The following is a 23,471-nucleotide window of genomic DNA, read 5'->3' on the forward strand; positions in this document are numbered from 1 at the left end:
TTTCGTGAATCCAGTTGTCCCCTGTCGGCGGCACCTCGACAAGCGTGGGGAACATTGGCCGGATGAACTTCAACATACGCGAACTCGGACAGGACCGAATTTAAATCAGAATAGGCTAAAATAGTTGCAAAGGAATGCACCAGGCACTTGGGCAGGTGTTCATGCCACACCCGTTTCGGCCGGCGTCAGGGAACGATTCCGTCCTCCCTGTGTTTCAATCTCATGACAAACATCCCGAAACGCCAGGGAATCGCGATGGAGGCCGAAGTCGCCAGTGCCAAGCAACGCCTGGAACGGGCCGAGCTCGCGATTCAGCGCTCGAAAGAGATGGTGGCTCAAAACATTGAGCGTTCCGGCAGGATACGGCGTTTGGTCGAGGCCGCCATACAAGATCGATAGACTCCCGAGCAACAAAGGAACCCGTGCAGGCAGAATCAAGCCGGCGCAGGCCAACTCTGCGACAAGCGCTGGCCCGTCCTTACGTGGAACCCGGCGCTACTTTCGCTGTTCTCCTCTCAGGAGGAACAACCATGCCAGATGACAAAAGCAAGCGCGATTTTCGTGACCGCGACCGCGTATCGGGCGACGAGGAATACGAGGTCGGCTATCTCGCCAGCAAATTCCAGCTTACCATCCCTGAAGTCCGGGAACTTATCAAAAAGCACGGCAACGACCGTGAGACGCTGGAGCGCGAAGCGAAAGCACTAGGCAGTCGATAACGAGCTAACGTCGCCAATCCCAAGGCTAAACCGCTCGTATCGCGCGAAGACCCGCCGTGCTGGCCTTGCACGACGGGCTATATGTGCGGCTACATCCTAGGAATCGACCGCTTGTACCAACCTGAGACAGGGGCAAAGGTTCCGAAAGCGCGCTCAGCAGCCGTCCGTGGTCTTTTTCATCTGGCCAGGAGCAGCCGAGTTAGCGTCTGTATCCTGCTGGCCTGGCGCGGCCTGCTTGGCGCTGCCAGTTTGCTGACCAGGAGCGCAGTCCTTGGCGGAGTTCGAGTTCGTTCCACTCGTGGTGGTCGAATCCGTGCCCTGGTCGGTCGTAGTGCTCGGCATGGTCTTGGTTGTCGTCGTGGATGACCCGCCAGTACCGGTGGTGTTGCTCGATTGGGCAAGGGCCAACCCAGTTGACAGTGCCACAATGGCGGACGCGAAAAGTAGCTGTTTCATGATCAACTCCATGTTTGAATGTCCCTTGGGCACCTAACTTCGCATTGAAGCGGCGGTTCCAACGAATGGGGTCCGAGAATCGCCCAGCACATGACGCAAAAAGCCCGCCGGCCGGAGCCAGCGGGCAGTTCTCATGGGGGAAAGCACCGGGAGCAGTGCGACGACCAAAGTTCGACAGGGCAGTTTTGTTCCATCGTCAGTGAACTGGCTTCGAACTTTCCGACACAGATGCACCGACCGAGATTCTGGCAGAGTTGGCCCGTTCTGGTGCTGGCGCCCGTCTCGATCTGATATGCAAGGTCTGCGATGCCAAGGGCAACGAAACCCAGCAATTCAGGGTAGCGTTACGGGTTCCTGAGAACCGGGACGTGATGCTTTACCGGCCAACCTGCCATTGAAAAGGGAGCAGTAACGGGCCTTCCGGTGTTATCCTCGGCCAGGGAAATCGAGAGCGATCCAAACTTCATTTTCGGAGCCATGTTGCAGTGGGCCGCCCCTACTGGCGGGCAGAGGCGGACCCGGCCAAGGCTTGGGGCCTCGGCCCGGCAGCGGGGGACGCTGCCGCCGGTTCCAACCTGCCTCGACATATCAGGTTCCACTAATGCACTAAAAAGCCCGCCACCTTTCAGCAGCGGGCTTCCAAGCTGCAATTCTCTTGATTAATCGATAATCCCGGAGACCCCGGATGAGCTGCGCCAAGCCGTCACCGACGACAGCCGCTCACGTTTCGTGAATGCGGGCTTCTGATAGCTCTTCTTCTTCGATCTACCCTTTGCCAATCCGCAATGTGCCACTCTTTGCCTTCGACCAGGCGTGTCAATCGGCCGACAAAAAGCCCGCCACCTTCCGGAAGCGGGCTAGGATGCCTCACTGCTGGCCGGAGCGACTGCTCGCACCAGCGGCATCGGTCCAGGCGAGGCATCCGGCAATGACAGGCGTTGTGCCGACGACCAGGGCGCCGCGCGCGTGCAGGGTCATCAACCCGCGCCATGAGACCCTATCGACCGCCCAGATGGTGCCGCTGGCGTCGACCCACTTGAGATCGGTGTCGGCGGCTTGAACCGCCCGCATCATCGCGTCCGGTTGCATCCCAGCTCGAAAGACGATGACGGAAGTGGTGGCACCGTTGAAGAGCGGGCCGGCACCCGTAGTCAGTCCTGCAAGCAGGACGATGCTGGTCAGAGCCGCCGAGGCACCGCGTGCCGGTCTACCGCGGTTGGGCAGCACCAGCACCAACAGCAGCGGCACGATTCCGAAGATGACCAGCCACGCAATATCCCAGGCGAGCGGCATGTCGCTGTTCATCTTGATCCGATGCAGGCCGAGCAGCCAATGGAACACAATGGCGTCCACCAGATGCCAGAGGCCGAACCCGGTGAAGGCTAGCCGAAGGATCTCGGTCGTCGTTCCGGCCCGCCCGCCTGCTGCCCTCGCCGCCACCAGTAGCACCGTGCCGGCAACGGCGAACACGTACATGAACAAGTGGAAGAGGCCGTCGGCCATGATCTGGAAGCGCAGGTCGGAACCCGCCGGGTCGGCGAGGCCCGAGAGAAGATGATGCCATTGCAGAATCTGGTGCAGGACGATGCCGTCGAAGAAACCGCCCAGCGCGAAGCCGAGCAGAAGCCAGCCGACTCGCGTTCTTGGATCGAGTTTCGCGGTGATGGTGTCCATATCACGACGACTCCGCCGAAGCCGGAGAGCCAAGTCTGGTTAGCAGCTCCAGGTGCATCGCCCTGTCCGCCGTCGGGTCGTGGAGATCATGACGGGCCTCGATCCAGAAGGCCGTAATCAGCCCGCCGACCACTGTCGTCAGAACCAAAGTCCCAGCAATGACTGCCAGCATGGAATGTCGATCCTTCAACCGCGGGCACGCCGCGCCCGACCCGAACCTTGGCTTCTGCCGTATGTTCCCTCGCGTCGGGCGTTCTGGGGAGGGAACAATCAACTGACATCATGGTTCGGGTGCCCTGTTGGAAACTGGCTGAAGCGGAGAACGCTCATGAGTGAATATTCGGCGGCGGCTCCTAGCAGCCGCGGAGACCACAAGCCGCGGGGCATCACCCGCTGGCTGTTTTCGACAAACCACAAGGATATCGGAACGCTCTACCTGATCTTCGCCTTCATCGCGGGGGTCATCGGCATGCTCTTGTCGGTGGGCATGCGAATTGAGCTGCAGCAACCCGGGATCCAGGTTTTCCCCGGCTTGGCATCGATGATCTACGGCTACCAAGGCGACGCGGCCATAGATGCCGGCAAGCAACTTTATAACGTGTTCACCACGGCGCACGCGCTGATCATGATCTTCTTCACCGTCATGCCCGCACTGATCGGTGGTTTCGCCAACTGGATGGTTCCGATCATGATCGGCGCCCCGGACATGGCCTTCCCACGCATGAACAACATCTCGTTTTGGCTGCTGCCGCCGGCATTGATGCTGCTCTTGTTGTCGATCTTCATGCCCAGTGTCCCCGGCGGCTACGGTCCCGGGACCGGCTGGTTCCTCTATCCGCCCCTTTCGACCTCCGGCCATCCCGGTCCTGCCGTCGATCTGGTCATTCTTTCTCTGCACATCGCGGGAGCCTCTTCGATACTCGGCGCCATCAATTTCATCACCACGATCTTCAATATGCGCGCGCCAGGGATGACGTTGCATAAAATGCCTCTGTTCGTGTGGTCGATCCTCATCACCGGATTCCTGCTGCTGCTGGCCCTGCCTGTCCTGGCAGGGGCCATTACAATGCTCCTGACCGATAGAAATTTTGGCACCACATTCTTCGCGCCGGACGGCGGCGGCGATCCTATCCTGTACCAGCATCTCTTCTGGTTTTTCGGCCATCCGGAAGTCTACATCATGATCTTGCCGGCCTTCGGCATCGTGAGCCAGGTGATCTCGACATTTTCGCGAAAGCCGATCTTCGGCTATCTGGGGATGGTCTATGCGATCGTCGCGATCGGGGCGATCGGTTTCGTCGTTTGGGCCCACCATATGTACACAAGCGGAATAGGGCTGGACACGCAGCGCTATTTCACCTTCGCCACGATGGTGATCGCGGTGCCGACGGGGATCAAGGTGTTCTCCTGGATCGCGACCATGTGGGGTGGTTCCCTTAGCCTGCGCGCCCCGATGCTGTGGGCGCTCGGCTTCATATTCCTGTTCACTGTCGGAGGCGTGACCGGCGTACAGCTTGCAAATGCCAGCCTCGACCGGCAATTGCACGACACCTACTATGTCGTCGCACACTTCCACTACATTCTCTCGTTGGGTGCCATCTTCGGCATCTTCGCGGGCTGGTATTACTGGTTCCCGAAGATGACAGGATATTTGTACAATCCGCTTTTGGCTGGAATCCATTTCTGGACGACCTTCGTCGGTGTGAACCTCGTCTTCTTCCCCCATCACTTTCTCGGGATGGCCGGCATGCCGCGTCGCTATATCGACTATCCCGACGCTTTTGCCGGTTGGAACATGGTCTCCTCCTTTGGATCTTATCTGTCGGCCGCGAGTGTCCTGATTTTCCTTGCCGGCATCGTGGAGGCTTTCCACCGGCGAAGGGCCGCCGGCATGAACCCTTGGGGGCCGGGAGCCACCACATTGGAATGGGAATTGACCTCTCCGCCGCCTTTCCATCAATGGGACAGGCTGCCGAAAATAGAATGAAGACGGCTCGCCGTGCGCGACAGATAACGGGATCGGCGCTGAGTTGGAACCGCGCCGCGCTGCCGCCTATCGGAAGCTGATCACCAGCACGGCGAAAAAGCTGGCGAGGGCTACTGCCCAGCAAAACAACCAGTTGGCGATCAGCAGGACAGATTTCAGCACGGTGGCGTGGCAGTAGTCTTCGATGATCGATTGCATGCCCAGCCGCATGTGGACGCAGTTCACCAGAATGAAGGCGATGAGGGCGGGTGCGACATAGATCGATCCGACTACGCGGATGACGACATCTCGAGGCTCTCCGATCAGCCTTACAACGACCGCGACGATGTAAATGACGAGGATCAAAAGTGCAGCAGATGTCAGTCGTTCCAGCATGAACGTTTCGGTTCCGTGTTTCGCCGACCCAAGGCCCCGCACTCGAGCTAACGGAGTTCTGATCGAGTGTCTGTCAGCCATCTTGCTTCCCCTAACTCACCTGGTTCCTTTGCCCGTAACTCAAGCTGTTGCTGTCCAATGCTCGGGCTCGCGTCACGGATGGATAGTGCGCAAGCACGTTCTCCAGTTTGGCAAGGCGAGCTTTTTGGGCGGTTAGCACGTATCCTGAACGCCATCGGATCTTGTTGGGTCTGCCAGCTGTCCACAACTCCTTTTCAAAGAGCGAGATGCTGAGGCGGACGGCGTCGATCTCTTTGACCAGCGCGGCCTTCACCAATTTCCGACTCTGCATCGCTTAGTTCCGGTGTGCAAGGGTGGCGCCAAACACAGTGCATTTGGAAATGTTCACCCGGTGGCCGTCCGGCGTTGAAAATTTAAACGCCTCGTTGCTGCGCTCAAGGCGGTCGCCACAAGCCCACCCGGCACTCGGCAGCTGGGATCTCTACACAGTGTACGCCACCCTGGTCGGGGCTCGCCTCCAATTGGCCGCGGCGGTGCCGGGCGATGCCTAGGAACATGCTTGGCTCGCCCCTTGCGGCAGGTAAGATGAGCAGAATCTGTTCCTTTGGCCAACATGTCAAAAGCGCTTTCTGTTTCTCGATCGGGCAAAAAGATTTGCATCCCATTGCCGGGAACTGATCGATCCTCAAGAAGTTTGCGGGATTAGTCAGGAGAACGGACTATGCCGGACAACGATTCATCAAGACGCCTCGCGTTTTCGCACCAGCATCTATGTCGTGGACGCTCGCATGTTCCGCGGACCTCATCTCTACAGCATGACACCAATGGTCCGGATCCGGATCGGCCTCGACAGCGCCGCTGCCGATGACCTTGAACATCTCGCCCTTCACCACGATCGCCGTGTCTTCATCAATGCCGAGCCCCGGACCCGTGGCGACACCGCTCCGATGACACGGCCCGGAGCGCTGACGTCCAGTCCCGGGGTGGATGCGCCCGGCGTGACACATTCCAACATCGCGAAAGGTGAATCTGATGCCGCCCTTTCCATCCATGATTTTGAGGGCTCACGTACTGAGCTCCGGCGATGCCTTCGATCTCGCAATGCGACGCCCCGTCGGGGTTCCGTGAGACTTCGACACCCTGGTGGCAAAGATACGGCGGGATTAGGCGACGCCGATGCGGATGCGCAACCGCGCGCACTGGACGGTGGACGACCGTGCAGACCAGCGCAGGAGTCAGTATGTTTTCGAACCGGATAAAACTCGCCACACTGTTTGCGGCTGCCGCCCTGTCGCTGGCGGCATACAATAACGCACGCGCCAGGAAGGCCTTGGCTCCCCGTTCGATGGAACGCACTCCGAGGATCGATGGGGTGGACTTGAGCATCCTTGAGAAAGGCAGCGGGCCTCCTTTGCTCCTGTTGCATGGCAATGGCTCGGTTGCGGAGGATTTTGCGATCAGCGGCGTGCTCGACCTGGCGAGTGCCAAGCATCGGGTCCTCGCCTTCGACCGGCCAGGCTTCGGCGGAAGCTCGCGGCCGGCTCGAAAGCGATGGTCGGCGTGCGAGCAGGCCGATCTCTTCCACGAGGCCGCCGCCAAACTAGGCATTCACAAATACCTCGTGCTCGGACATTCCTGGGGCGCTTGGATCGCGCTGGAGATGGCCCGCAGGCACGCTCCCTCGGTCGCCGGCCTGGTCCTCGTCTCTGGATATTACTATCCCTCACCGAGGCTGGATCTCGCTCTTGCAGCACTACCGGCCGTACCGCTGATGGGCTCGGCATTCCGTCACACCTTGCTGCCGCTCGCAGTAAGGCTCGGCTGGCCGTCGACCATGCGAAAGATATTCCGGCCTGGGCCGATCTCGAACGTTTTTTCGGTGAGCACAAAGGAGGTCGCCAGCCGCCCCTCTCAGTTGCGCTCAGTCTGTGTGGAGACAGCCCTGATGCTCGGCGCGGCGCTGTTCACGAAGCCTTGCTATCGGGACATCGACGTGCCGACCGGAATCGTCGCTGGAGCAGGGGACAGGCTGTTCGACGCTCGGCGTGAAGCGGAACGCTTGCATGCCGAAATTTATGGATCACTGATAGAAATAATCCCGAATTCCGGGCACATGGCTCACCACAGTGACCCGCAGGCGGTGCTCCGAATGATCGACAAGGTCACCTGTATGCCTCGTCCACCAAAAGACGGAGGCAGCAGCGACGCGCTCTCGCCAGCTGCGCGCTGACATCATCGATCAGGGCAGCCTGCGGTTTGTCGTGTTGGCAGGGCAGGGCAGGGGTACTTGCGCGGAGCCGGTTCGCCGGGTGCCCGCAGGCTGAGAGCCTACAAAAGATTCCGATTTCTCCCGACACCAACCCACCGAACCGCCTCCTGAAGCGCCACAGAGGTGCTCGGGCGATGAGCGGGGACCTGTGCAACCATTGCCACCCGATATGCAAGAACGGAACGAGGCAGTCTGCGGTGGCGTCCATCGCCGCCCAACTTGCTAGGCGCAACGATGTTGCAGACCGTGACGAGGGAGACGAAGTCCGGTGCTACAAGGCGAACCAATCGATCGAAGGTCGCGAAATCATCAGCCAGAAGATGGCGAGCACAGCCGCGAAGGCAGGAAAGCCGAACGCGAACCAGAGCCGAAACAAGGTGTTATAGCGCTGTGGTGGAGGTTGCTTCGCTGCCGCGGCCTGCATAGCGAGATTGCGCATCTCGATCTGCATCCACACGACTGGAAGCCAGAACAGGCCGGTGATGAGGTAGAGCAGGATCGAAAGCACAATCCACCCCTCGGTCAGCGAATAGCCGGAATGCCACGCGAGAAACGCACCGGTGACAGGTTGGGCGATGACGGCGGTTGCAGTGAACATGAAATCGGCGATCACGACGATGCGTGCGACCGCCGCGATGGTTGCGGAATTTGCGGTCCGATGGGCGAGCAGCATGAAGAAGGCGATACCGGCGCCAGTGCCCAGCAGCACCGCCGCTCCGACGACATGCAGGAACTTGAGAATGAAGTAGCTCATCAGCGTTCCTCCAGGACTGCCAGCGCGACAAAATGCAGAACAATGATCGGCAGGATCTTCAAGAAAGGGCCGAGCGGCTCGTTCCACAGCTCGGGCCGCAGAATGGTCCCCGCGATCGCATAGAAAAGAGCCACCGCGATCGCCCCGAACAGACCCAGCCGACTGGTCGGTCGCCATGCGATCAACGCGCCGACCGCCATGTCGGCCAGCGCTCCGGCGATGACCGCCGGTTCCGCCAGCGGACCGATGGCAGTGCCGACCAGCAAGTCGACCCCGCGGCGCCAGCCGGTGGTCAGGGAAATGACACCCGTCATGATCCAGAAGAAGGGCAGGACAGTAAAGATCGCCGGCTTGACGAAATAAAGACGGGCGAACCATCGCTCCTGCACCGTCGCGGGATTGAGGTTTAACGCGGCTTCGAGGCTGGATGGTTCGATCCCTGTCGCTGCGATCCACGGGTGCGGGTCGCCGACAGCGCCCCGCACGATTTCCTTGGCCGCATTGCTGCGCATCGGCGGGCGCCAGCCGAGCAGAGCCGTCGCATCGCCGATCCGGTAAAGGCCGGCGGCGACGCTTCCGGGCAAGGTGAACTCTCCAGCCGGTCTCGACCCGAGCCAGCGGCGGTAGAGGCCGACCACCTTGGTCATCGGCAGCGCTTCAGGTCCGGCAAGGTCAAGCGCAAGGCGCGATGCGCTATCGGGCCGGAGAAAATGCAGGACAGTGGCGATCACGTCGTCCAACTGTACGACCTGAAGCCGACCCGTGCTGGGCATCACCGGCAACAGCGGCAATGCGGCCAGTCCGCGAAACAGCGCACTCGCGCCGAACGCCGGCCGGCCCAGCACGACCGAAGGGCGCAGAATGACCCAGTCCAAATCGCGCGCCATCAACGCCTGGTCGCCAGCCAGCTTACTGGCCGAGAAGGCGGACGGCTGCAGCCGATCGACTCCGATTGCCGAAAAGTGAATGACTTTTTTCACTCCCGCCTGCTCACAGGCGGCAAAGAGTGCCGATGCGCCGCCCGCATGTACACCGCCAGTGTTTTCTTGCGCGCTGTCCTGCAGCACGCCGGCGCAGTTGACGACCGCATCGATGCCTATCAGATGCGGGCTCCAGTCCTGCGTCCGCGCCTTTGCCATGTCGAGCGAGACAGGCGGCAAGCCTGTGAAGGGCGCGGTGCCGGCACGATGCAGCACGCGAACGATTTCATATCCATCGGCGGCTAGGCGCGCGCAAAGCGAAGTTCCGATCAGACCCGACGCGCCGGTGACGAGAACCCTCATCCGGCGTGCCCGGAAAACTGGGACGGCAGGCGCGCCTCGACCTGTCTGGACGCGGAGCCGGACGACGCCACGAAGCTGTCTTCGCAGCCCGGCCACTCGATCGGGCGGTCCGAGACCTGGTCGCCGAGGTGAGGGCTGATTGAAGCAAGCGTCCGCGCGGCGCTGGAAGCAACTGCACCCAGAGCTCCCATCATTGTTCGCACGGCCTTGTCCTGAAGCAAAGGCGCCGAGCGCGGACTCGGGTTCGTTGTTCCTCTGGTGCCCATCATCGGGTGCTCATCCTAAGCTGCCACGCTGTTCCTGCAAAACTTTGTTCAGTCTGAAGGGGATTGACGGATATGGCGAAGCCAAACGGTTCGGGCTTTGCACAACCGACCAATCGGCCTAGCCAAGCACTTCGGCGACCAGCCCCAACCGGCACGCGTCCTCGGCATGGATATAGCAATTATTGGTGGCGCGCCGGTAGAGTTCTTCGGTGGTCAGCGAGCTTCCGTTGACCAGTTCCCTGAAGCCTTCCATTTCGAGCTGCTCGGCGGTTTCGAGCAAGGCGAGTTCTTCGCGCACGATCTGGATGCAGGACCGCATCGGGCCGCTAAGCGCCAGGCTTGTGTCCATGCGCCGCTCATGCACGAGCAGAACCGCGTCTTCGGTCAGGAAGCGGCAATGCCGGTCGAACGCCGCAAAGATGGTCACTCCCGCCGAGTAGACCTGCGTCTTGCCGACACAATAGGCGCGTCGCCCTGAATGCCGGCGGAACAGGCGGATTTCGAGCGCGATGCGACGCGCGGCATCGGCATCGCCGCCGATGGTGTTCAACTCCATCAGCATGTCCTGGCCGCTGCGACGAACTTCTTCCAGCCGGCCGAGGAAGAAAGTCACCGTATCCTGGCCAATGGGCCCGTTGATGGAGATGTTCGGCTCGAAGAGCAGCCGTGCCAGCCCAGGAGCCGGGTCGGTGGGTGTGGTGCCGCCCGAGGGCGGCACGTTTCCGGCGATGTTCATGGACTGGGTCTCCCAGCAGACTGAAACGGGTCCAGCTAGGCGGCTTCCTGCAGCGCCCTTTCGTTTACGCCGGCTTGTCCGAGTTGAGTCAGCGCCGCGTCAGTTGCCGTCTCTTCCTCGAGCGTCTGCTGCAGCAGCGGAACCGCGTCATTCAAGCCGAGCAGCCCTGCCCAGGTCACAAGCGTGCCATAGCGGGCAATTTCATAATGCTCAACGGCCTGGGCCGCGGCGACAAGTCCGGCGTCGAGGGCCGGCGCCTCCTGGAACTCCTCCAGAATCTCCTGGCCTTCCTCAAGAATGCCGTCGATGGCCGGACAGGTCTTGCCCTGCGCGCGCTTGCCGAAAATTTCGAACACCTGCTGCAGCCGCTCGACCTGGCCCTCAGTCTCGTCGCGGTGCTTCTCGAACGCGGCGGTCAACTCTTGCGATTCGGCACCCCTGGCCATTTTCTTGAGGGCACTTAAGATCTTACGCTCGGCGTAGTATAGGTCCTTCAAGGCTTCGTAAAAGAGATCTTCCAAGCCCTTTGTGCTGCTCTGGGCGCTTTTTTTCGTCACCATCTCCATCTCCCACTTCGAGTTCAAAGCGTCGCGGCATATGCGGCTCTAACAACCAAGGCCATCTGTTGTTCCTCGCCCTCAAAGACATCGTGGGAAGCACGAGCAAGGACCCGTGGGGATCTCGCTCCGTTCTGGTCGGCACAACCGGCGCCAAACGGCGCCATGTCGCCTCTGCGCCAGCCTAGCCTCGCGGCCGCTTGTTCAGCCGCCTGCCGCGCCTTAACCGGCGTTCTCGCCTGGACGATCGAAGTCGATTGCAGGCCACGCTTTCGGCGATCATGTTGACAAGACGGCGGTCGGGGGCCGCGGCGTCGGTACGACCTGTTCAGAGCTTTGTGGGCAAGCTGTTGTGAGACCGGATCGCGCCGCTTTCGGCACATATTGCATGCCGCAATGTTCGCTCGGCTGCCTCTGCCGGTCTAAACAGGACCCTGGCCTGCGGCAGGCCCGGATCGTTGAAGCGGATTGTTGAAAAGGTGTTCGGGGGCGAAGTAGGTCATGCACTGCCATCGGTTGGGACGATCGAGCGACGATTGCGTCTACCGGTCGCCTGACCGCCGTTTCGCTTGTTCATCGATCCTGCGACACGCGTTCTTGAGAATCTTGAGTGCCTCGTCCTTGGTGAGGCCGCACTTTCGGGCAAAGTAGTTCGCTTCGATGGCCCGTTCGCGATCCGCCCGAGACCCGGTGTTCTGCTTGCCCTTCTTGCCCATCGACGCTATCGTCCCGATTATATCGCCTGCTGGTGATCGCCGTGGGAGGGCCCACGCGGGGATCGGGTCACCATCTTGCAACTCCGCTGCCTGGCTGGAACTGTGGTTTGGCGCGATTGTTCCGAGATCGCAAAACTTCTCAAAAGATTCCTGGCGCCGGACTTAGCTGTGGCCATTCGGGATCTGTCATCCCATCGCTGTGACCTGCAGACGAATGCAGAGCCTCAGCAGTTTTTCGCCGCTTCCATCCCTGACCTCGACGAATAATTGCTGCCCAATCGCGCTCCTTACAGCGCGGCTCTCGCCAGGTGTTTTCAAGCCTTCCGGGCCGGCGCGGCGCGCCTCCTCCAGCCCCGTGCAATCTGTCTTGCTGCTCCGATTGGAACCAACGCATCGGGCGTGGATTAGCTCAGACAACATGTTCGTTCCAGCACCCGGAGGAAAAACGTGCGCGCCCAGTCTTTTTCCTATCTGGAGGCGCTCATTGCGACGCCTTCCCCAAGCGGATTCGAACAGCTCGTCGCCAAGCTCTATCGGGACAATGTCCGCGAGTTTGCAGATAAGGTGACGACCGATGTGCTGGGCAATGTGAGCGCAATCCTGAACCCGGAAGCCGGCTTTCGCGTCATGTACGCTGGGCACATGGATGAAATCGGCTTCATCGTTCATTACATCGATGAAAATGGCTTCCTGTTCTTCAACACGATTGGTGGCACCGACGTCGCTACAGAGATCGGGCAGCGGGTCTGGGTACACGGTGCTGAGCGGGTTGCGGGCGTGATTGGTCGCAAGGCCATACAGGCATTCAAATTGTCCGATAGCAGCCAGACTCCCAGCTTGAAGGATCTGTGGATCGATATTGGCGCCAGGTCGCGGGAGGAGGCGGAAAAAGTCGTGAAAATTGGCAGCCCGGTCACTCTGAATGCAAGCTTCACGATGCTTCTAGGTGATCGCGCGATGGCACGCGCTTTCGACAATAAGGCCGGCCTCTTTATTGGCACGGAGATCGTAAGGCGGCTCAAAGAGGATGGCGGCCTGCATCCCGAGGTGGGCGTATACGTATTGGGAACGGTTCAGGAGGAGATAGGATCAAGAGGCGCCCAGACAGCAGCCTTCAATCTCGCCCCGCATGCTGCGCTTGCGGTAGACATGGGGGTGGCCATGGATTACCCGCTCGCCAGGGCAGAAGACCAAGGTAAGTTGGACCTTGGGAAAGGTCCCGGACTCTCGCAAGGCCCAAGCACCAACCCCGTAGTGTTCGACCTTCTCAAAGGAGCCGCGGATCGTAGGGGTCTTCCGTATCAGTTGCAGGCCTACGGAGACAAAAGCCCGACCGATGCCCGCCTCCTGCAAACTAGCCGCGGAGGTGCCGCCACGGGTCTCTTGTCCGTGCCTCTACGCTACATGCATACCCCATCCGAGGTTTTGTGTCTCGCCGACATCGAAGCGACGATCGAACTAGTGTGCGCGTTTTGCCGCGATGTGCGTCCCGACACGGATTTCACCCCATAGCGCGCCATGGCCTCGCGGATCCACTGCGTCACTCGATGCAATATGGAACAATCCTCGCAGGCGGATGTTGGGCAAGCCAACCCCCTGGAGGACTGCCAATGTTCATGCACAACAAGCGCCTGCAATACACCGTCCGCGTTTCGGAGCCTAATCCCCGCCTGGCCTGCATGATCATGGAACAATTCGGTGGCGCCGATGGTGAGCTTGCCGCGGCGATGCGCTATTTCACGCAAGGCCTTGGGGAAGATGATCTTGGCCGTCGCGACATGTTGCTCGACATAGCGACCGAAGAACTCAGCCACCTCGAAGTGGTGGGATCGATCGTCACCATGCTCAACAAGGGGCTCAAGGCACAACTTGCCGAGGGCCAGATGAAAGAGGCGGACCTCTACCTGATGATCGGCGCCAGCGGTACGACAGCCAAGGAATCGATTCTGTTCGGCGGTGCTCCCGCGCTTTGCGATTCGGCCGGCGTTCCCTGGACCGCGGCCTATGTCGACTCGCGCGGCGAACCTACGGTGGATCTGCGATCGAATATCGCGGCCGAAGCGCGCGCCAAGATCGTTTATGAACGCCTCATCAACATCACCGACGACCCGGGCATCAAGGACGCGCTCGGCTTCCTGATGACCCGCGAGATCGCTCACCAGAAGTCGTTTGAGAAAGCCCTTTACGCCATCGAAAACAATTTCCCGTCAGGCAAGCTTCCGGGCATCGAGAAGTATGCCAGCATGTACGTCAACACCTCTCAAGGCGACGGCGATGTCACTGGCCCATGGAATTCCGGCGAAGAGTGGGATCGCATCGATGACATTGAACAGGTGATGCCTGTCGACGGCGGAGACGGCCTGGCAACTGTGAAGCTGGGCGCCAAAGACATGAAGGTGGTGGCCAAGATGGCCGAGCGTACTCTATCCAATCCGGCTTCCGATCCGACCACAGGCGCTGATCTGGGCGCTGGCCCGGGAGCCGGCAGAACCAAGAACGCGGATTTTGGCGGCGCGGCAAGCATTCAGGAGGCCCCGGCCGTGGCAGAGGCTGCTGTCAAACGCGCACGTAAGCGTTAGTTTAGAGCAGCGATGGCGCGCCGAGCAGCGCGGCGGCAATGGCGATTTTGGCCTGAGTGCCGAATGAATATTCGGCGATCGACCGCTCGATCCCAGCGCCCCAATTCAAGCCGTCCGACGACATCGGCGACAGGCCAGTCGTTCTCGGCACAGCCGCGGATCGAGGCCACAGCTGGAGGTATTGCCGGCCGATCCGCGCCCCCGGCAGATCGAACGGATCGATGGCGGCTGTGGCGCTGGCCTCGCTCTCTCAGTTCTCCGCGTGACTAAAGACGACGGCGCCGTTGTCTTTACGAACTTCAACTGAAACGATCCCATCGTCACCCTTACGGGTCGGGAACATCGCGATGGCATGGTCTTTTGCCGCCTTCTCCGCGTCGAAGGAGACTTTGTCGACGATGCCGCGTCTTCCATACCAGATGACAGTGAAGGGCATTGGCACTCACATGCTTTCCGCTAAGCATATAGGAGATCGGCCCGTCGTGCGACAGATAGGGCGGATAAACTTCAACCGAGACAGTGCCCGGCCTAGCAGGCGGGGTAATTGTTGAGCGATATGTTACCGGCAGACGTCTCGCTACCAACAGCATCCCCAGCTCTTTTGCGCTTCACGCCTCATGTCCAAGCGTGCCTCAAGCGGAGAAGGTATTTTCCCCATGGACGAACTCCACACCAATGCGCGTGAGCAAATTTTCCGCTATCCGTATCCTCGCATCGTCTCCCGACAGCATTCAAACCGATGGATGTTGTTCCAGAAGCAGAATCCTCGTCCGCACCGGCTGCCTCGTAATCGACGAACCCCTCATGCCCAAGGAAGTCGACGATATCGATCCGGATGAGTTCGTCGTCCTCGACAACGAGCACCGGAATGGGCTGCGCCATATGGTTATACGAACAACTTCATCAACTCCACGTGCAGACTAGAGATACGCTCCGAGTGCGGGCGTCATTTCGTTGCCATTTGAAGTTTTTTTCAGACGGGCTATTTAGGTGTCGATTTCCTCTGGTCTGAAGACATGTACGTTCTGAAGCGCAACAATGTTCTGGCTCATGGCACGGGACCTAAAACGATGGTGTTTGCCCACGGCTTCGGCTGTGATCAAAACATGTGGCGTTTTGTCGAGCCTGCATTCCGCCACGATTTTCGCACCGTACTTTTCGACCAGGTAGGGGCTGGGAAGTCCGACCTGTCTGCGTACGACAGCGCTAAATACGCCTCGCTGGACGGCTACGCGGATGACCTCATTGAAATCGGTCGGGCTCTCGAATTGCGGAAAACGGTATTCGTCGGGCATTCCGTCAGCGCAATGATCGGGGTGCTCGCATCCTTGAAGGCACCCGAAATATTCGAGACCCTTGTTTTGGTTGGTCCGTCTCCGCGCTATATAAACGATGACGGCTATGTCGGCGGCTTTTCAGAGGCTGATGTCGAGGGCCTGCTTTCATCTCTAGCCGACAACCACATGGGCTGGTCGGCCGCGATGGCGCCAGCAATCATGGGGAACGCGGATCGGCCGGAACTTGCTGAGGAGCTCACCAACAGCTTTTGTCGAACTGATCCCGACATCGCTCGTGAATTCGCGCGGGCCACATTCACATCCGACAACAGAGCCGACCTGCCGAAAGTCACCGCGCGGACGCTAGTGCTGCAGTGTTCCGACGACATCATTGCCGGCGATCAAGTCGGTGAGTACGTCCGCGACCACATCGCGGGCAGTAAATTGGTTCACCTCGACGCGGTCGGCCACTGCCCAAATCTCAGCTCGCCGCAGGAAGTTGTTGCGGCGATACGGTCGTTCGTCTGACTACACAATGAACGCTGGTAACAGATACCTCGACCTTTTTGAGAACGCGCCTTGTGGCTACCTCGTTGTAGCTGCCGATGGGCGCATCGACGACGCAAACACTACTTTCTACAAATGGACCGGGTTTTCTAGGGAGGCAGTTGTCGGGAAACGCTTCCGTGACATCCTCAATATCGCCGGAAGAATGTTCTATGAGACACATTTCGCTCCCCTGTTGAGGATGCAGGGCTCCTTTGATGAGGTTGCGTTGGACGTGATGAAGTCGGATGGCGAGAGCCTGTCAGTCCTAGCCAACGCCTGGGAAAAGCGGACGCCCACTGGAGAATTAATTGAGACACGCGTGGCGCTCTTTCGCGCGACGCAGCGTCGACGCTACGAGCGAGAGCTGAGTGAGGCCAGACGCGAGCTGCAGATCGGCCTGAATTCCGCACAACAGACTGCGGAACTGCGCGAGCAGTTCATAGCGGTGCTTGGCCACGACCTACGAAATCCCCTGGCTTCGATATCTGCTGGCGTCCACATGCTGGCCCGAAGCTCTGACACCAGCGACGAAAAAACCTCCCAAGTCCTGCGCCTCATGCTGGCCAGCGTTTCCCGGATGAGCGGTTTGATCGACAATGTCTTGGATTTCGCGAGAGGTCGACTTGGAGGGGGGCTCGGACTATCGAGGGACCGCGATAACCCGATCCAGCCCGCATTGCAGCAGGTGCTTGACGAGATAAGATCAAGCTACCCGGAGCGTCAGATCGAGGTGTCGTTCAATCTGGACGGACGCATGATCGATGCTGATCATGCGAGGATCGCGCAGCTTTTCTCGAACCTAATGGGAAACGCCATCGCCCATGGCGACCCTGAAACTCCGATCAAGGTAGCCGCGCAGGTTCAGGACGGCCTCTTTAGCCTGTCGGTTGCGAACGGCGGTAAGCCTATTCCGGAATCGGCGCTGCAACGCCTCTTTCAGCCATTTTATCGAGGAGAGGCAAAGAGCCGCCAACAGGGCCTGGGATTGGGGCTCTTCATCGCGTCAGAAATTGCCCGCGCCCATGGTGGAAGCTTGGACGTAGTCTCCGATGTGGAGCAAACGCGCTTTAGTCTCCATATCCCCGCAAATTGATCGCACAACTATCTCATGGCTGCTCTCCACCCCCGCTGCCGGAAGGTGACGGGCTCTTTTGTGCGTTAGCGGAACTTGACAGTCGGAACAGGTTCGAAACGGCGGCAGCGTCCCCGCTGCCGGTCGAGGTCCCCAAGCCTCGGCCGAGTCCGCCTCTGCCTGCCAGTGGGGCGGACCCACTTTCGATTCAAGGCAACCTTGCTCCCAGGATGGAAGTTTGGATCGCGCTTGGTTTTCCTAGCCGAGCAGGACACCGGAAGGCCGTCACCCTCCTTCCTCACTGGCGGCTGCGAAGTCAGTCTACGATTGATGGGGAATTTTTTACCAAACTGTAAATTCAACGGTATTCTGGTAGGAGGCCATACTGTCCAGGCGCGGATCCGCAAATATCGCCCTTGGCGTGCTACCATCCGAGGATTGGGCTGACTGGTCACTACAACCCGAGCCGCTGGCGAAGGCCATCATTGAGACCGTGGAGCGTCTGACGAGTAGACCGGCCGCTGAAGGCACGACTAGAGGGGGCCTTGGCTTTGAGACCTGCCCGAAGCCGAGCTGCAAACGGGTTCCAGCCTTACGAAAAGGTTGCATGGGTTTCTCCAGGTTGGCCCGCCGCTGAGGTCACAGCGACGGGCCCTGCACCAGAGCTTGGACTTGAGGGAGGGAGTTCTCACACCAAGCACGTTCCCAACTTAGATTCCGGATGCATGTTCCTAAGGCCGGCGCAAAAACTTTATGACCCACCAAATACAACAATGCCCCTGCCAGACTCCTGGCGATTCTGCGAAAGGCCGGCATCTCGATTGAGACGTCCGCGCAGGCGGCTAGGACTCGCCGTCACACGGCGCGATGTTATCTGAGCGCGTCAAGAATCGCCGGGAAACGCGGAGCTTCAGTTCGATGCGATGGGCCCGACACGAACGTCAGGGATCTGTAAGCCAGGTACGAATACAGGGTGGCTGCGGCATATGCCCCAAGCGAGGGCTGGATGGGGTGACAGCGAGCCGTTCCGATAAAAGCGGTAACCAAAGCGGCATACAGAATTGTGGCGGCGATGCCGACCATGCCGAAGCGTGCCAGCAGCTTGAGCGCGTCGTCGCCGGCAGACCGATGCTCAGGCACGCGCACTAGACACATACTCTCTACGCGGATGAAGGACCCTTATCGTTATGCTTGTCTCTGCCGGCGGCGCCACATTCTATTGGTGGTGGCGAGACCGCTATGACCTTCAGGGCGGGCTAGCGACTGAGCGCCTTCGAAGGTGAAAGTAATTCCCGCGTCCTCAAACGCTTGGCGCATGGCCGCGATCTTGTGGGGACGCGGATTTCGAATACCGTTCTCAAAATCTCTGATCGCCATTTCGCTGAGACTGGCTTTTGCGGCAAGGCGCACCCGCGACCAGTTCAGCAGGGCGCGTGCTGTTCTCGATTGAGCTGCTGAGAGTTGGGTTCGGCTGTCCATAGGATGTGAACATTCGATAACTCTAAAATGTTCCTTCGATCTGTGCGACGATCGGATGATCGATCTTCCCCGCGAGGGGGACGGTCGTTACGAGCGATGTCTCAGCGATGCATGTGACAGGCTACAGGCGGCGCCGGGACGAGAGTGTGGGGCAAGCAGCGGGCGGGTGAAACGAGGGCTGCGGCTTGGCGGCGTCCGCCCGCTATCGGGACCAACCCTGTCGCGGCTTGTTGACCTATGCTGGTTGGTCCCAGCACACTCCAGAACCTGCCCGGCATCTTCCGGTGGGCTTTTTGTGAATCAGCGGAACCTGATATGCTGCGGCAGGTTGAACAAGCGGCAGCGTCCCCCGCTGCCGGTCGAGGCCCCCAAGCCTCGGTCGGGTCCGCCTCTACCCGCAAGTGGGGGCGGACCCACTGAGTCTTGCGGACCAGGCAACCTGGTTTCCGAAATCCATCATTGCTGGTCAGTGACGGGGCCTTCGCGCTGGCGCTGCTACACACCCTTGCAGGCACTCTATCGTGTCTGGGCCCGACTGAAGCCCGACATGGACTCGCAAAGGTCCGACCCTGAAACAACGGAGCCTTTTCTACATTTGGAAATGTGACCGTCGATCATCGTCCCTTCGTCGGCGGTTGGCTGAGTACCCGCCACGGCTCGGTGGCGTGGTGGGTACTCATTCATGGAGAGCGCATGTGAGGTGCAGCGTGGTGAAGGCTGATGAGCCGCCTACCTTATCTAGATCGCCTGGACGATCTCGTTCAAGCAATTTCCCATCGAAGGGGAGATCCTGCGTGCGGAGTGCCAATTATTCGCTACGTCTTGGCGAAAATCGAAGAAGATCTGCGGGAATGGTTGGCGGGGCCTGGGAGTTCCGAGTAGCGCGGCTTCGACTTATACTGTTTCCGGGATCCGGAAACTGGACTATCCTCCCACGGGTCTTGCGACTCCAGCCGCTCGGGCCAAGCCGTTCCTGTCCGAGGCAGCTAGTTTTTTCATGGCGACGAAAAATCACCGCAGCATAACAAGTACCCGCTTCAGCAAAAGCTAACGGAGCAGTCTTCAGCAGCCAGGGTTCGGAACGCTGGAAGCCTCGTACTGGGTGGAAGCTTCCGCAGCCCGTCTCGCGGCATCGGCAAATGAGTGCGAGACGGCTGTTTCGCGTTCGATTTGAGCGCCCTGGGACCTGCGGCCCGCCGCCTATTGAGGCGCCGGCGGTGGACCCTGTATAAGCGGCTACATCCATAGGGGATCGACCGCTCAGAGGGTCAATGTGCCAGATCGCTTAGCGAAGCTCACGCATTGTCTGCTCACCGCACGTCAGGCAGGTTAGAGCTATCCTGCATGCCGCTTGCCGGGATTACGGGCCCACGATCGGGTAGCTTCGTCCTCTCCATCGAAGCGTTCGGTCCGCTCGGTCAACAGTGTAACGATCAGGGAAGCGCAGAGGAAAGCACGTGCGGTAACGGTTGATTCAACCATTGCTGGTATATTAGGTGTGAGTGGCGGCTCCGGCATTCGGGCGGGCGCTTCAGTGCCGGAGCCGCCTGCGCAGTCCGGTTGGGTTTTGACCGCGCCGTCCTATAATGGGACAGCGCGGTCAATGACTCGTTAAAATGCTACGAAACTAATTAAGCGTGTGCTAAATTGAATCGCAGTTTGCGAGTCAGTTCATGCGTTTGAAGTTCATCAAGCCGCAGGAGCCTGTCCTGGCGCTGAAGCCGCCGGTTAGCAACGGCTGGCTGTGCGAAATCAAAGATGATGGCTGTTGCACCCAGATCATTCTCGATTGGGCCGGCGCGCTCACCTTCACCCGCATGGGGATAGGCCGGTTGAAACGTCACCGGCCTGTCGTCGCTGCCGCCGAGCAGCTGAAAGCGAAATCCTTCATTCCCGGCGGCGAGATGATCGCGCCGCAGCCGGGCGGCCGGCCGAACTTTCACGCGATGCATTCGCGCATGGCGTGGAATGCCGAGCTGCTCGCCTTCGTCGCCTTCGATATCCTGCACAAAAGTGGCGAAGATCTGCGCTGGCGGCCAGCAGTCGAGCGCAAGGCAATCCTGCGGGAGCTCATCCAGCCGGCCGAAGGCATCGTCCAGTGCAGCCAGCATGTCGAAGGCGGTGTCGAGATCTACGAAGCGGCCGATCGGATGAGCCTCGAAGGTATCGTCTCGAAGCGCAAGGTCACCCCTTACCGCAGCGGGGCAAAGGATGCAGTCTGGCTGAAGTGCTGGGACATTGATTTTGAACTTATTGGGATCAAGCGGCAGCCCGGCGAGTGGACAGAGAGGCTGTTCGCACGACACGTCAAGAATGTCGGCAAGGCGGTGATCGCCAAAACCGATGCAATCAAGAACTGGCTCTGGACACGCGAGCAGAAGGCCAAGGCCGGGCCACCGAATGGCGTTCCCACGGCGCAGGTCACGCCTGAGGTCGAATGGGTGAAGCCGGACATCAACGCTCGCGTCCGGACGCTACGCGGCGAGCCCAAGCTGCGCAATGCTCCCGTGCAGGATCTGTGGGAGATCAACAGTGGTGGCGCTGGCTGAGGAAGACAGATCGGAAAAGTTGCCCAGTTATGCCGCATCCGCGGCCGGGCTCCTCGCGGCCATGGGCAACGAGAAGCGACTTCTGTCTCTGTTCATAATGGCCAAAGGCGAGATACGGGTCCGCGATCTGGCATTTCGGGTTGGACTGAGCCAACCCGCTCTCTCTCAGCATCTTGTCATGTTGCGGAAATTTGATTTGGTTGCCAAGAGACGCGAAAGGAACACAACCTTTTATTCGTGCACCGACCGGGCTCTGGAGCTCATTCAGCTTTTGGAAAGATGGGTAGAAAACGACATGCTTTCTGACCTCAATCCGTGACAGCCAGTCGGTTTGGTGATGGCCTGGGGCAAGGGAGTTCGACTGTTCGTTTGCAAGTAGTTGGACCGCGCATTACGGCAGCGTATCAGTTTGAAATTTGACGCCGCGCTTATCGCGAACCGGGGCAGATCGTGGGCGCCCCGTCGCGACGACGTGTGCGCTCAACAGTGCACATTTTGACAGCGACGGATCGTAGGGGAGGCGCTATCGCGGAATGGCCGACGGGCTACCTAGACCATCAGGTTTAATTGCTGGATTCCTATTGTGCCGGTAGCGTAACTGAGCTGGGGCGTCCAGCACTGGCCGGCACGGCGTGGTCCACCCCCAAATTCGCAACCGTGCCGGCCTTCGTTAGGTCAGACGCTACCCCATGGCAGGGTGGCCGGTCAGCTTCCCGGCCTAGACTGAAGTGCGTTGTGGATATGTCTTGCTGCGGTGGCGGCATGACCAAACGCAACGGCAATTTGATTGAGGCCCTCAGCCACGTCTCCAATGGCATAGAGGCCCGCAGTCGACGTTTCGAGGTGTCGGCTGACCAGAACATATCATTGCGCGTCACACCCTGCACCGAGTGCGACGGCAAGTTTCAGAGCGCACATCAGAGCCCATTGCGGGGTACACCACATCCACGTCCCGCATTGGCGCACCGTCGGCCATGACAACGTCGAACCCGGTTGCCCCGCGACCAGATTCTCGACGGTGTCCCAGATTCGATGACGCCTGCCGAGGCCATGCCGCGAGCGTCCTCGGAAATATCCTCCGGATAGCTGGCGAGCAAGTGGCCTGACCGCTGTACTCCTTCAAGAACAGGGCCTCCTTGAGTGCCAGATGCACTGGGCCTACGACGCCGATGCGCTTGCCCACGGCCTCGTAGGCGTCGCAGACCGGACACAGTCGGACGGTGCCGGCCGCCACCGCCTCCTCCAGCTCTTCTATTGCCGGGGCCTTGTCCACAATCCCGGTTGCAAGAACCATGCGCTGTGCTCGGATGGTCCCGAAGGTGGTCGTCAGCAGAAAGGTCCCGTCGCGCTTCTCGGCGCCCGCTACACGACCGTCCACAACGCCTGCACCGTGCCTGGGCTTTGAGACGGCCGAGCAACTCTGGCCCGCCTACGCCGTCCGGGAAGCCAGGACAGTTATGCGATTTTGGAATGAGCTTGGCTCGTGCGTCGCCAGCGTCGACCAAGATCACCGAACGCAAGAATCTCGCCAGATACATGCCTGCCGCAAGTCCTGCGGGCCGCCGCCGACAATCGCCACGTCAAACACATGACCGGAGGAAGAACTTGGCATTGCGCCCAACATTGCCCAAAGGATCTTGTTCCCTGCTTTGGCAGGGGGATGAGTAGCTGACGGTCAGGCCTTCAAGGTGGATTTTCGCGGCAACTCGTCGAGGTGTCTCTCACCGGGCGGCGGTGCGCGCCTCGATTTGATTTGCGCGGTCTGCGACACCGAGGGGTTCCAGCTTTTGCAAGGCTTCAATTCGAGGTGCCCGAAAATGCCGACATGGCATTTCACCGGCCAACTTGCCATTAGACGAGCGACCGTTCGCATTACCCGGGCCCACGCGATTGGACCGAATCGACCTAACGGGAAAACCTAGCCTGATAGTTCTGTCCTTCCGACTCGGAGTGGCGCGATGCCCACCGTCTGAAGGCCGCTCAGATTTTCTGACCAGTCGAGGTGCAGACTATCATAGTTGATTGTTGCTGCCGGTGACCTAGCGTAATCAAAGGCTCACGTAGCTTTCCAACAGAGGACGGTATGTTGTATCCAGGTCGATTTTTAGAACCGAGCGATATTGTGATGCTTGCCCGTGTTTGTGAGACGGTCT

At 59.8% G+C, this 23,471-nt stretch carries 23 protein-coding genes; 10 read left to right on the forward strand and 13 right to left on the reverse strand.

What is annotated here, in order from left to right; genetic code table 11:
* Positions 1-159: 159 nt before the first annotated feature.
* Positions 160-390, reverse strand: a complete 231-nt coding sequence (locus EOB49_RS03640) for a hypothetical protein (protein WP_127380169.1) — start codon at positions 388-390, stop codon at positions 160-162.
* Positions 391-530: 140 nt separating this feature from the next.
* Here EOB49_RS03640 and EOB49_RS03645 point away from each other — a divergent pair, with 140 nt between their 5' ends.
* Complete coding sequence (locus tag EOB49_RS03645) at positions 531-719, forward strand: DUF3606 domain-containing protein (RefSeq protein ID WP_127321696.1); 189 nt, start codon at positions 531-533, stop codon at positions 717-719.
* Positions 720-872: 153 nt separating this feature from the next.
* Here the strand turns inward: EOB49_RS03645 and EOB49_RS03650 are convergent, their stop codons facing one another.
* Positions 873-1,175, reverse strand: coding sequence for a hypothetical protein (locus EOB49_RS03650; RefSeq protein WP_127321695.1), 303 nt, complete (start codon positions 1,173-1,175; stop codon positions 873-875).
* A gap of 867 nt (positions 1,176-2,042) precedes the next feature.
* Positions 2,043-2,849: a DUF2243 domain-containing protein gene (locus tag EOB49_RS03660; RefSeq protein ID WP_127380171.1), complete on the reverse strand. Its 807-nt coding sequence runs from the start codon at positions 2,847-2,849 to the stop codon at positions 2,043-2,045.
* 328 nt (positions 2,850-3,177) lie between these two features.
* Here EOB49_RS03660 and ctaD point away from each other — a divergent pair, with 328 nt between their 5' ends.
* A complete protein-coding gene (gene ctaD, locus EOB49_RS03670; RefSeq protein WP_127380227.1) occupies positions 3,178-4,836 on the forward strand; it encodes a cytochrome c oxidase subunit I in 1,659 nt (552 codons plus the stop codon).
* Between the two features lie 66 nt (positions 4,837-4,902).
* Here ctaD and sdhD read toward each other — a convergent pair whose 3' ends face one another.
* Positions 4,903-5,292: a succinate dehydrogenase, hydrophobic membrane anchor protein gene (gene sdhD, locus EOB49_RS03675; protein WP_127380172.1), complete on the reverse strand. Its 390-nt coding sequence runs from the start codon at positions 5,290-5,292 to the stop codon at positions 4,903-4,905.
* Between the two features lie 1,180 nt (positions 5,293-6,472).
* On the opposite strand from sdhD, the gene EOB49_RS03695 reads away from it, so the two are divergent.
* Positions 6,473-7,462, forward strand: coding sequence for an alpha/beta hydrolase (locus EOB49_RS03695; protein ID WP_127380175.1), 990 nt, complete (start codon positions 6,473-6,475; stop codon positions 7,460-7,462).
* Positions 7,463-7,772: 310 nt separating this feature from the next.
* On the opposite strand, the gene EOB49_RS03700 is transcribed toward EOB49_RS03695, so the two are convergent.
* The 5 genes from EOB49_RS03700 to EOB49_RS03720 all read right to left on the reverse strand — a co-directional run bounded on the left by EOB49_RS03700 (position 7,773) and on the right by EOB49_RS03720 (position 11,813).
* Positions 7,773-8,255, reverse strand: coding sequence for a DUF2269 family protein (locus EOB49_RS03700; RefSeq protein ID WP_127380176.1), 483 nt, complete (start codon positions 8,253-8,255; stop codon positions 7,773-7,775).
* The gene (locus tag EOB49_RS03705) at positions 8,255-9,538 is read right to left on the reverse strand and encodes an SDR family oxidoreductase (protein WP_127380177.1); all 1,284 of its coding nucleotides are present in this window, start codon (positions 9,536-9,538) and stop codon (positions 8,255-8,257) included. The genes EOB49_RS03700 and EOB49_RS03705 overlap by 1 nt, the downstream gene beginning before the upstream one ends.
* A 384-nt stretch (positions 9,539-9,922) precedes the next feature.
* On the reverse strand, positions 9,923-10,540 hold the full coding sequence (locus tag EOB49_RS03710) for an ATP-dependent Clp protease proteolytic subunit (RefSeq protein ID WP_127319071.1): 618 nt from the start codon (positions 10,538-10,540) through the stop codon (positions 9,923-9,925).
* 35 nt (positions 10,541-10,575) lie between these two features.
* Complete coding sequence (locus EOB49_RS03715) at positions 10,576-11,100, reverse strand: ferritin-like domain-containing protein (protein ID WP_127380178.1); 525 nt, start codon at positions 11,098-11,100, stop codon at positions 10,576-10,578.
* A 539-nt stretch (positions 11,101-11,639) separates the two neighbouring features.
* Positions 11,640-11,813 carry a hypothetical protein gene (locus EOB49_RS03720; protein ID WP_127380179.1) on the reverse strand — a complete coding sequence of 58 codons (174 nt, stop codon included), beginning with the start codon at positions 11,811-11,813 and terminating at the stop codon, positions 11,640-11,642.
* Between the two features lie 447 nt (positions 11,814-12,260).
* On the opposite strand from EOB49_RS03720, the gene EOB49_RS03725 reads away from it, so the two are divergent.
* Both EOB49_RS03725 and EOB49_RS03730 read left to right on the forward strand, forming a co-directional pair.
* Entirely contained in the window at positions 12,261-13,325 is a 1,065-nt protein-coding gene (locus EOB49_RS03725; RefSeq protein WP_127380180.1) for a M20/M25/M40 family metallo-hydrolase, read from the forward strand.
* A gap of 98 nt (positions 13,326-13,423) precedes the next feature.
* Positions 13,424-14,392 (forward strand): manganese catalase family protein, encoded by a 969-nt coding sequence (locus EOB49_RS03730; RefSeq protein ID WP_127380228.1) that lies wholly within the window; start codon positions 13,424-13,426, stop codon positions 14,390-14,392.
* Position 14,393: 1 nt separating this feature from the next.
* Here EOB49_RS03730 and EOB49_RS03735 read toward each other — a convergent pair whose 3' ends face one another.
* Both EOB49_RS03735 and EOB49_RS03740 read right to left on the reverse strand, forming a co-directional pair.
* Entirely contained in the window at positions 14,394-14,543 is a 150-nt protein-coding gene (locus tag EOB49_RS03735; RefSeq protein WP_245472453.1) for a hypothetical protein, read from the reverse strand.
* A gap of 99 nt (positions 14,544-14,642) precedes the next feature.
* Positions 14,643-14,828: a hypothetical protein gene (locus EOB49_RS03740; protein WP_127332018.1), complete on the reverse strand. Its 186-nt coding sequence runs from the start codon at positions 14,826-14,828 to the stop codon at positions 14,643-14,645.
* A gap of 580 nt (positions 14,829-15,408) precedes the next feature.
* On the opposite strand from EOB49_RS03740, the gene EOB49_RS03745 reads away from it, so the two are divergent.
* Both EOB49_RS03745 and EOB49_RS03750 read left to right on the forward strand, forming a co-directional pair.
* Entirely contained in the window at positions 15,409-16,197 is a 789-nt protein-coding gene (locus EOB49_RS03745) for an alpha/beta hydrolase (RefSeq protein WP_127380181.1), read from the forward strand.
* 7 nt (positions 16,198-16,204) lie between these two features.
* On the forward strand, positions 16,205-17,311 hold the full coding sequence (locus tag EOB49_RS03750) for a PAS domain-containing sensor histidine kinase (RefSeq protein ID WP_127319059.1): 1,107 nt from the start codon (positions 16,205-16,207) through the stop codon (positions 17,309-17,311).
* Between the two features lie 849 nt (positions 17,312-18,160).
* Here the strand turns inward: EOB49_RS03750 and EOB49_RS03755 are convergent.
* On the reverse strand, positions 18,161-18,445 hold the full coding sequence (locus tag EOB49_RS03755; protein ID WP_127380182.1) for a GtrA family protein: 285 nt from the start codon (positions 18,443-18,445) through the stop codon (positions 18,161-18,163).
* Between the two features lie 30 nt (positions 18,446-18,475).
* Positions 18,476-18,769, reverse strand: coding sequence for a helix-turn-helix transcriptional regulator (locus EOB49_RS03760; protein ID WP_127319055.1), 294 nt, complete (start codon positions 18,767-18,769; stop codon positions 18,476-18,478).
* Positions 18,770-20,442: 1,673 nt separating this feature from the next.
* On the opposite strand from EOB49_RS03760, the gene EOB49_RS03765 reads away from it, so the two are divergent.
* The 3 genes from EOB49_RS03765 (at position 20,443) to EOB49_RS36360 (ending at position 22,723) form a co-directional block, all read left to right on the forward strand.
* The gene (locus EOB49_RS03765; RefSeq protein WP_127380183.1) at positions 20,443-21,318 is read left to right on the forward strand and encodes a DNA ligase; all 876 of its coding nucleotides are present in this window, start codon (positions 20,443-20,445) and stop codon (positions 21,316-21,318) included.
* Positions 21,302-21,637 (forward strand): metalloregulator ArsR/SmtB family transcription factor, encoded by a 336-nt coding sequence (locus EOB49_RS03770; RefSeq protein ID WP_245472454.1) that lies wholly within the window; start codon positions 21,302-21,304, stop codon positions 21,635-21,637. The genes EOB49_RS03765 and EOB49_RS03770 overlap by 17 nt, the downstream gene beginning before the upstream one ends.
* An 828-nt stretch (positions 21,638-22,465) precedes the next feature.
* Positions 22,466-22,723, forward strand: coding sequence for a hypothetical protein (locus EOB49_RS36360; RefSeq protein WP_164781581.1), 258 nt, complete (start codon positions 22,466-22,468; stop codon positions 22,721-22,723).
* Positions 22,724-23,471 lie beyond the last annotated feature (748 nt).

It is taken from the genome of Mesorhizobium sp. M7A.F.Ca.MR.148.00.0.0 (assembly GCF_003997735.1).
In the GTDB taxonomy this organism is placed as follows: domain Bacteria; phylum Pseudomonadota; class Alphaproteobacteria; order Rhizobiales; family Rhizobiaceae; genus Mesorhizobium.